The organism is Microbacterium sp. 5K110 (genome assembly GCF_005774735.1).
GTDB lineage: Bacteria > Actinomycetota > Actinomycetes > Actinomycetales > Microbacteriaceae > Microbacterium.
In genome coordinates, this window is record NZ_VBUM01000005.1 from 81,575 (window position 1) to 88,174 (window position 6,600).

Sequence of the window (6,600 nt, forward strand, 5' to 3'; positions counted from 1 at the left end):
CGCCCCGGGCCGGGCAGGGCCGACGTTCAGGCAGTGGCCACCGCGATGACGGGGGCCGAGCTCGGCGTACCGTCGGGCGATCCTCCCGCAGGCTCCACCGTGACGGCGATGATGTCGCCCGAGTGGAAGTCGCCCTGCAGGATCGCGGTCGCGCGACCGTCGGCATCCGTCTCGAAGATCCCGGCGGCGATCGGAGTGTCGTCCCGGACGAACCACAGCTCGTAGGTCTGGTCGCTGGGAAGCGAGGGCATGCCCTCGGTCACGAGCACGCTCTGACCGGTGGATGCCGACCAGTGCGCCGTCGCGACGGCTCCACCGGGCATCGTCGCGGTCGCCGACTGGGCGTCGGGGGCCGTCGTGACCTGCTCGAGTGCGATCAGGGTGGCGGGACGCGTGAGCTGTTGACTGACCGTGACGGCCCCGAAGCCCAGCGCGAGAACCGCGACGATGGATGCCGCGAGCGTGAACCAGCGACGCGGTCCCCAGCCCGAACCCGAGGTCGAGCCTGCGCTGGCCGCTTCGGACTCCGAATCCACCGGCGCGGGGCCTGCGGCGGCGAAGTCCTCGAGGGCTGCGGTGTCGAACACCGGTTCGGGCGCCGTGTTCTGCGGAAGGTCGGTGATGCGAGCCAGGAGCGAGTCTCGGACGGATGCCGGGGGCTCTACGGGATCGATCGTCGCACTGATCGCGGCGACGGCGTCAGCGGCATCCCGGACATGGGAGGACCAGTGCGGATTGCCCGCCAGTGCCTCCTGGTATGCGCGCTCGTCTGCTTCCGATAGCGCGTTCAGCGCGTGACCGGCAGCGAGGTCGGCGAAATCCCTCTCGTTCACTTGTCCACCCCCATCTCGATTCTCAAGCGCGACAATCCGTCACGCATTCTGGTCTTGACCGTACCGAGCGGCGCCCTGACGAGGGTAGCGATCTCGCTTTGGCTGTACCCACCGAAGTAGGCCAGCGTGAGTGCTTCTCTCTGGGCGTCGGGAAGCGTCGCCAGTGCATCGACGACGCGCCGCCCTTCGATCTTGAGTTCTACTTTCTCAGAGACGTCGTCATATGCGACGTCCACATCCCGGAAGCCCGCGCGCACGTCTCGATCGACACTCGACTGCGACGACCGCACGCGGTCGACAGCCCGTCGGTGAGCGATCGTGAGAACCCACGATCTTCCTTGACCTTTGTTCGGAGTGAAGCGCGCGGCGGATTGCCAGATCTCCAGGAACACCTCCTGGAGCACCTCTTCGCTCTGCGACCGGTCGACGAGCACCCGCAGGATGAGACCGAACGCGCGAGCAGACAGTGTGTCGTAGAGCTCGGCGAAGGCGTTCCGGTCACCCGAGGCGACCTTCTGCAGCAATTCTCCGACGTGGTCGACGTGGTCCGCCCCGTCATCGGGGAGAGAGAAACCGTCGATCACCATGAACCCCAGCATGCCGTACGAGAAGAACTCTTCCCTTCCCCGTGCGCGCGTGGCGCGCATGAGGTACGCAACCGTGATCGGCCGCCCCCGCGGTGGGCGTCCCGGCGACGCCGAACGGCATCCAGAAAACATTCTGAAGAATATTTACAACCCTCTGACCAGGCTTTTCCTCCGTCACAGCGTGCGGATCGGCCGCTATCTCGCGACGACTCGCAATCCGAACGGCGCGGGGTCCCGAAGACCCTGTGTACGCCGCAACACGGCGAACCACCCCCCGCACCGGGGTGTCCTAAACGGGTCGCAGCCGCGGTCCGAACGATTTCGGAGGAATGTCATGCTCATCAAGAAGAAGCCTGTCGTCGCCGGTCTCGCCCTCGTTCTGGGTTCGGCCTTCGCTCTCACCGCATGTTCGGGTGGCACCACCTCGGGTGGCTCCATGACCGAGGAGTCCTCGGCTCCCTCGATGGCCGCGTCGCCCTCGGCGTCGTCCAACATGATGGACCCGGCCGCCAACCTCGTCGGCCCCGGCTGCGCCGACTACGCCGCCGCCGTCCCCTCGGGTGCCGGCTCGGTCGAGGGAATGTCCGCTGACCCGGTCGCCGTCGCCGCCTCGAACAACCCGCTGCTGACCACGCTCACCGCGGCCGTCAGCGGCCAGCTCAACCCCAACGTGGACCTGGTCGACACCCTCAACGGTGGCGAGTTCACCGTCTTCGCTCCGGTCGACGACGCGTTCGCGAAGATCGACCCCGCCACGATCGAGACGCTGAAGACCGACACCGACCTGCTCACCAAGATCCTCACGTACCACGTGATCCCCGGCCAGCTGACCCCGGACCAGATCGACGGCGCGCAGGCCACGGTCGAGGGCCAGGAAGTCACCGTCTCGGGTTCGGGCGACGCGATCAAGGTCAACGACGCCAACGTCATCTGCGGAGGCGTCCAGACCGCCAACGCCACCGTGTACCTCATCGACTCGGTGCTGATGCCCCCGATGTGATCCTCGGAGCGTGATCATCACGCATCCGACCGATCGATGAACGATCGGATCTGACGGCGACGGCCGGACCCCAGGCGAGGGGGTCCGGCCGTCGCTCTTTGGTGCACCCCACCTACATCCCGCGCCCCGGCGGCTGCACGACCCATCCCGCACGGGCCGGTAGGCTGGATGCCACGGGCCTCTAGCTCAGTCGGTAGAGCATCGGACTTTTAATCCGCGGGTCGTGGGTTCGAGCCCCACGGGGCCCACAGTTGTGACGGCTACTCGATCCGTGGGTCGCGAGTGAGAGCCTGGCTCGTCGTGAAACGTCCAGTTCGAGGCGGGTCCAGTTCGACGGTTGACGTTCCGCGCAGGCGATTCGCGACCTCGCGCGCGACACCGGCGAGGTGGATTTCGATCCCGCCGAAGGCCGCAGCACCCTGCGACTCCGGGATTCACCGATCCCCAGCGCGAGACCATCCGGACGGAGACGCCGCAGCGACGGTGCCTCGCGTGGGCATCAATCTCCCTCGGACCACACCTCGGGATCGTTGCCCACCTTCCGGTAGCCCAACTTCCGCAGGAGGGCAGAGCCAGATGCGTGATCAAGCGCGAACCGACGGTCGAATGCACGACGATCCCAGTCCCGTTCTTCGCAGACGAACACCCTCAGAGCCATCGAGGGCTCGGCGTCGACGCCTGCATCCACCCACTCGCGTGCCGCGGTCCTCGAGTTACGGTATCGCGCGGCCTCTATCCGGTCGTTCGCGCCAAGCCCTAGCTGCACGAGCCATGCGAGCGTCGAAACCCCTCCAATGACGTCCCACAGCAGCGGAAGCCCACCGCCGCCACGCCCACCGAGGTCGATGTGAACGACGTCCCCGTCAGCGAATCTCACCATGTCGCCGAGCGTCACGTGCTCATCGATTGCGCCAAGCCAGCGCGACGAACGGCCATCGGCCCCCCGCACGATCACGTGAAACTTCGCGCCATGATCAGGTCGCCCAAGGGCGCGGACGAGCGCGCCTTCGAACAGTTCCGCGGGCCCACCTACTATGTTCACTCTGCGCGAATTGACGACAGCCCCATATCCGCTGCCGTCAAAATCGACCTTCAGGCACACCACCATCTCTTCGTGCGCGCTCCCCATGCGGTGACGGTAGCAGCTACGACAGTTTGGGCGGTGTCACGATAGGGGCTAGAGCCAGGGCAATGAGGCGACAATGCCGCTTACTGACGGCCACCACCGCTACTGTTTGGCCATGCCCAGGGAGTCGCATTACGAAACCCAGCATTCGACGTTCTCGTTCATCGGGCGGCCCGAGCAGCCGGCGTGGAGGAATCCACAGCTGGGCGCTATCTCCGCCGTCATTGCTCATTGGACGTTGAGCCCCGTGGAGCGGCTGCTGGTCTCGATGCCCACTGGATCAGGAAAGACCGGGGTTGCGACCGCGCTACCGTACCTGGCGAGAGCACACCGCGTGCTCGTCGTCGTACCAAGCACCGAACTGAGGTCTCAACTTGCGGCGAACTTCCGGAGCGAAGACGTGTTGCGTCGGATCGGTGCGGTCACCGCATCCTTCCGCCCGATCGTAGAGGAACTTAAAGGACGGTCGATCGACTGGAGTGCGCTCGAGACGGCAGACGTCGTGGTCGCACTCCCCAATTCGATCAGCCCGTCACACTTCGCGGAAGGAGAAGCTCCCCCTTCGGGCTTCTTCGATCTGATCATCATCGATGAAGCCCACCACTCACCGGCGAAAACATGGCAGTCAATCCTGGAGCATTACCCAGACGCGCGAGCCGTCCTACTGACTGCAACCCCTAGACGAACCGACGGCAAGCCGCTGCCGGGAACGCATGCGTTCCACTACCCGCTCCGCCTAGCAATGGCAGACGGCATCTACCAGCGGATCGAGCCACGCATCCTCGCCGCCGGCCCGCAATCGACTATCGATTCACGAGACGCTGCGATTGCTGTCGAGGTAGTCGCCGCCGCGAATCGACCGGAGCACGCGAACAGCGCGATTCTGATTCGCGCCAAGAGCGTGCTCCGCGCCGAGAAGCTGAAGACCCTTTACGCAACCCACGGGTTGGCTAGCGAGATCTTGACGAACGGAGTTGGAGAAACGGATCGACGACGCATCATCGACGCCTGGCGCGACGAGTCCCTTCGGGCTGTGATCACCGTCGACATGCTTGCCGAAGGTTTCGATCTTCCGAGCCTTCGCATCGTGGGGTATCACGACAAGCATAAATCGGTGCCAGCGACCATGCAGTTCATTGGTCGCCTAGCACGAGCGAGCGGCAGCCATCCTCAAGAATCCGTCCTCGTGACGGTGCACGACGAGGACGTTTATCCCGCACTCCAGGGGGCGCTACGCGAACTTTACAAGGAAGACGCGGACTGGGCCGAGGTGCTACCGGAGTTGATTGACGAGCCTGTACGCGCCCGAAGACTTGACGCAGAATATCTCTCGGAGTTCCCGGAGTCTCCCGCGAACATCTCGCTGACAGCTATCAACCCGCTCGCTAGGGCAGTACTGTACGAGGCGCCCGAGGGTGGTGGTTGGGTCCCCTCGTTCACCCTGGGGGCGGTTCCGGAAGAACTCGAGGTCGGTGCCGTCTTCGCGGCCCAAACCGTCGTCTACTCGGGGCTCAACGCCGCGTCAACCCAACTCGTGGTATTGACACGTCGACTCGAAACACCCTCGTGGTACATCAATGACGACGGCCTCACTCGCCCGGTGTTCGATCTGCATGTCGTTAGCTGGCATCAAAGACCACAAACCGACCGCAGAGATCTCCTGTTTATCAACAGCCAGGACAAACGAGTGATGTCCGCGCTGATGAAATTGCTCGACCCTACCAGTCAGCTTCGCAACAGCAATCCGGCTTTCTTGCAAGATGCGTTCGACAGTCTGGAGCGCATCTCCGTTTCATCGGTGGGCGTGCGAAACACGTATGCAGGAACGGCGGGCACGCCCTCCTACGCCATGTTCGCCGGGAGCGGCATCGAACGAGGAATCAGCGAGGCCGATACCAACAGTCGGGCACTCGGGCACGCCATGGCACAAGTGGAAGCAGCGGCAAGCGGCCGCCCAGTTACCGCGGGCATGGCGGCCGGAAAGTCCAAGTACTGGGAGACGCGCTACCTCGGATTGAGGGAGTACGAGGCATTCTCCACCGAACTCGCCAGTCGTTATTGGTTTCCACGTTCGACCATGTCTGGGCCACTACTACCCAACGTCGCCAGAGCAATGCGGACTGAGGAGTTTCCAAGTGTCGAGGCAATCCAGGCCGAATTTAGTCCGAGCATCCTCAACCGCGGCTGGACGTTGACCGACGGTCGACCGATCGAAACACTTGAGCTCCAGATTGACCCCGCGCGGCCGGCGACTGTCGACCACGTGCATCTGCGGGTGATCGACCGCCGCGATGAGTCAAATACGATCTGGGAAGGGGCGCAGGACGTCACGGGCCGGTTCACCACACACTTCGAATCCGCGGCGGCCAGACGAATGTCGGGAGTGGAGTCTGCTCTCGGCGATCTCCTAACCATCAACCCTCCCACCATCTACTTCCTAGATGGAACGACTGCGGCCGGCGGAGTGACTTACCATCCGAGCAACGTCGAAACATTCTTTCCTGACGCGATCAATTTCCTCCCCTGGGAATGGACGGGCATCGATATTCAACGCGAAACGAAAAGAGCAGGTCGCCACGACTCTATCCACGATGCAGTCGAGTCGCGTTTGCTCGCTCACCCGTCACCAAGTGACCGGCGGCGGTGGGTCCTGTTCAACGACGGCGGCGGTGAGATCGCCGACCACCTCGTGATCGAGATCAGCACAGTGGGGCGCGTCAGACTAGAGATGTGGCACTCGAAGGCGGCAAGCGGGCCAGCCCCGGGAGCTCGACAGACAGACATGCAGGTCGTCGCTCAACAAGCATCAAAGAGCCGTCGGCACATTACCGATCGCGACTTGTGGCACCGGATCGGTCGCCGACTCACGGGCGAGGAGTCGCCAGCCATCCACGTACTCGGCGGCGATCGGGCCGGGCTGCTCGCCCCCTGGAGTCCCGCGGGGTGGTGGTCTTTCGGGCCCGCGGCGTCGTGACCGCGACGGGGTGAGCCATCGTGCGATGGTCAGTGAGAACGACCAAGAACTCACACAGAAAGACGACACCGCACGATGGC

At 64.1% G+C, this 6,600-nt stretch carries 5 protein-coding genes and 1 tRNA gene; 3 read left to right on the plus strand and 3 right to left on the minus strand.

The genetic code is table 11. The annotated features are described in order from the left end of the window. Window positions 1–26 precede the first annotated feature (26 nt). Together FE256_RS02865 and sigK are read right to left on the minus strand one after the other, a co-directional pair. Entirely contained in the window at window positions 27–833 is an 807-nt protein-coding gene (locus tag FE256_RS02865; protein ID WP_138172723.1) for an anti-sigma factor, read from the minus strand. Beyond that, window positions 830–1,432 carry an ECF RNA polymerase sigma factor SigK gene (gene sigK, locus FE256_RS02870; protein WP_171024160.1) on the minus strand — a complete coding sequence of 201 codons (603 nt, stop codon included), beginning with the start codon at window positions 1,430–1,432 and terminating at the stop codon, window positions 830–832. The genes FE256_RS02865 and sigK overlap by 4 nt, the downstream gene beginning before the upstream one ends. 322 nt (window positions 1,433–1,754) lie before the next feature. Here sigK and FE256_RS02875 point away from each other — a divergent pair, with 322 nt between their 5' ends. Then, complete coding sequence (locus tag FE256_RS02875) at window positions 1,755–2,420, plus strand: fasciclin domain-containing protein (protein ID WP_138172724.1); 666 nt, start codon at window positions 1,755–1,757, stop codon at window positions 2,418–2,420. A gap of 175 nt (window positions 2,421–2,595) precedes the next feature. Then, a tRNA-Lys gene (locus tag FE256_RS02880) sits at window positions 2,596–2,668 on the plus strand. A gap of 251 nt (window positions 2,669–2,919) precedes the next feature. Here FE256_RS02880 and FE256_RS02885 read toward each other — a convergent pair. Continuing rightward, window positions 2,920–3,549 carry a hypothetical protein gene (locus FE256_RS02885; RefSeq protein WP_138172725.1) on the minus strand — a complete coding sequence of 210 codons (630 nt, stop codon included), beginning with the start codon at window positions 3,547–3,549 and terminating at the stop codon, window positions 2,920–2,922. Between the two features lie 73 nt (window positions 3,550–3,622). Here FE256_RS02885 and FE256_RS02890 point away from each other — a divergent pair, with 73 nt between their 5' ends. Beyond that, window positions 3,623–6,520, plus strand: a complete 2,898-nt coding sequence (locus FE256_RS02890; protein ID WP_138172726.1) for a DEAD/DEAH box helicase — start codon at window positions 3,623–3,625, stop codon at window positions 6,518–6,520. Window positions 6,521–6,600: the final 80 nt, after the last annotated feature.

What these genes read in the sequence shown, in the direction of transcription:
- sigK (WP_171024160.1), bottom strand. Translation starts at nt 1,432, where the DNA reads ATGCTGGGGTTCATGGTGATCGACGGTTTCTCTCTCCCCGATGACGGG.
- FE256_RS02875 (WP_138172724.1), top strand. Translation starts at nt 1,755, where the DNA reads ATGCTCATCAAGAAGAAGCCTGTCGTCGCCGGTCTCGCCCTCGTTCTG.
- FE256_RS02885 (WP_138172725.1), bottom strand. Translation starts at nt 3,549, where the DNA reads ATGGGGAGCGCGCACGAAGAGATGGTGGTGTGCCTGAAGGTCGATTTT.
- FE256_RS02890 (WP_138172726.1), top strand. Translation starts at nt 3,623, where the DNA reads ATGCCGCTTACTGACGGCCACCACCGCTACTGTTTGGCCATGCCCAGG.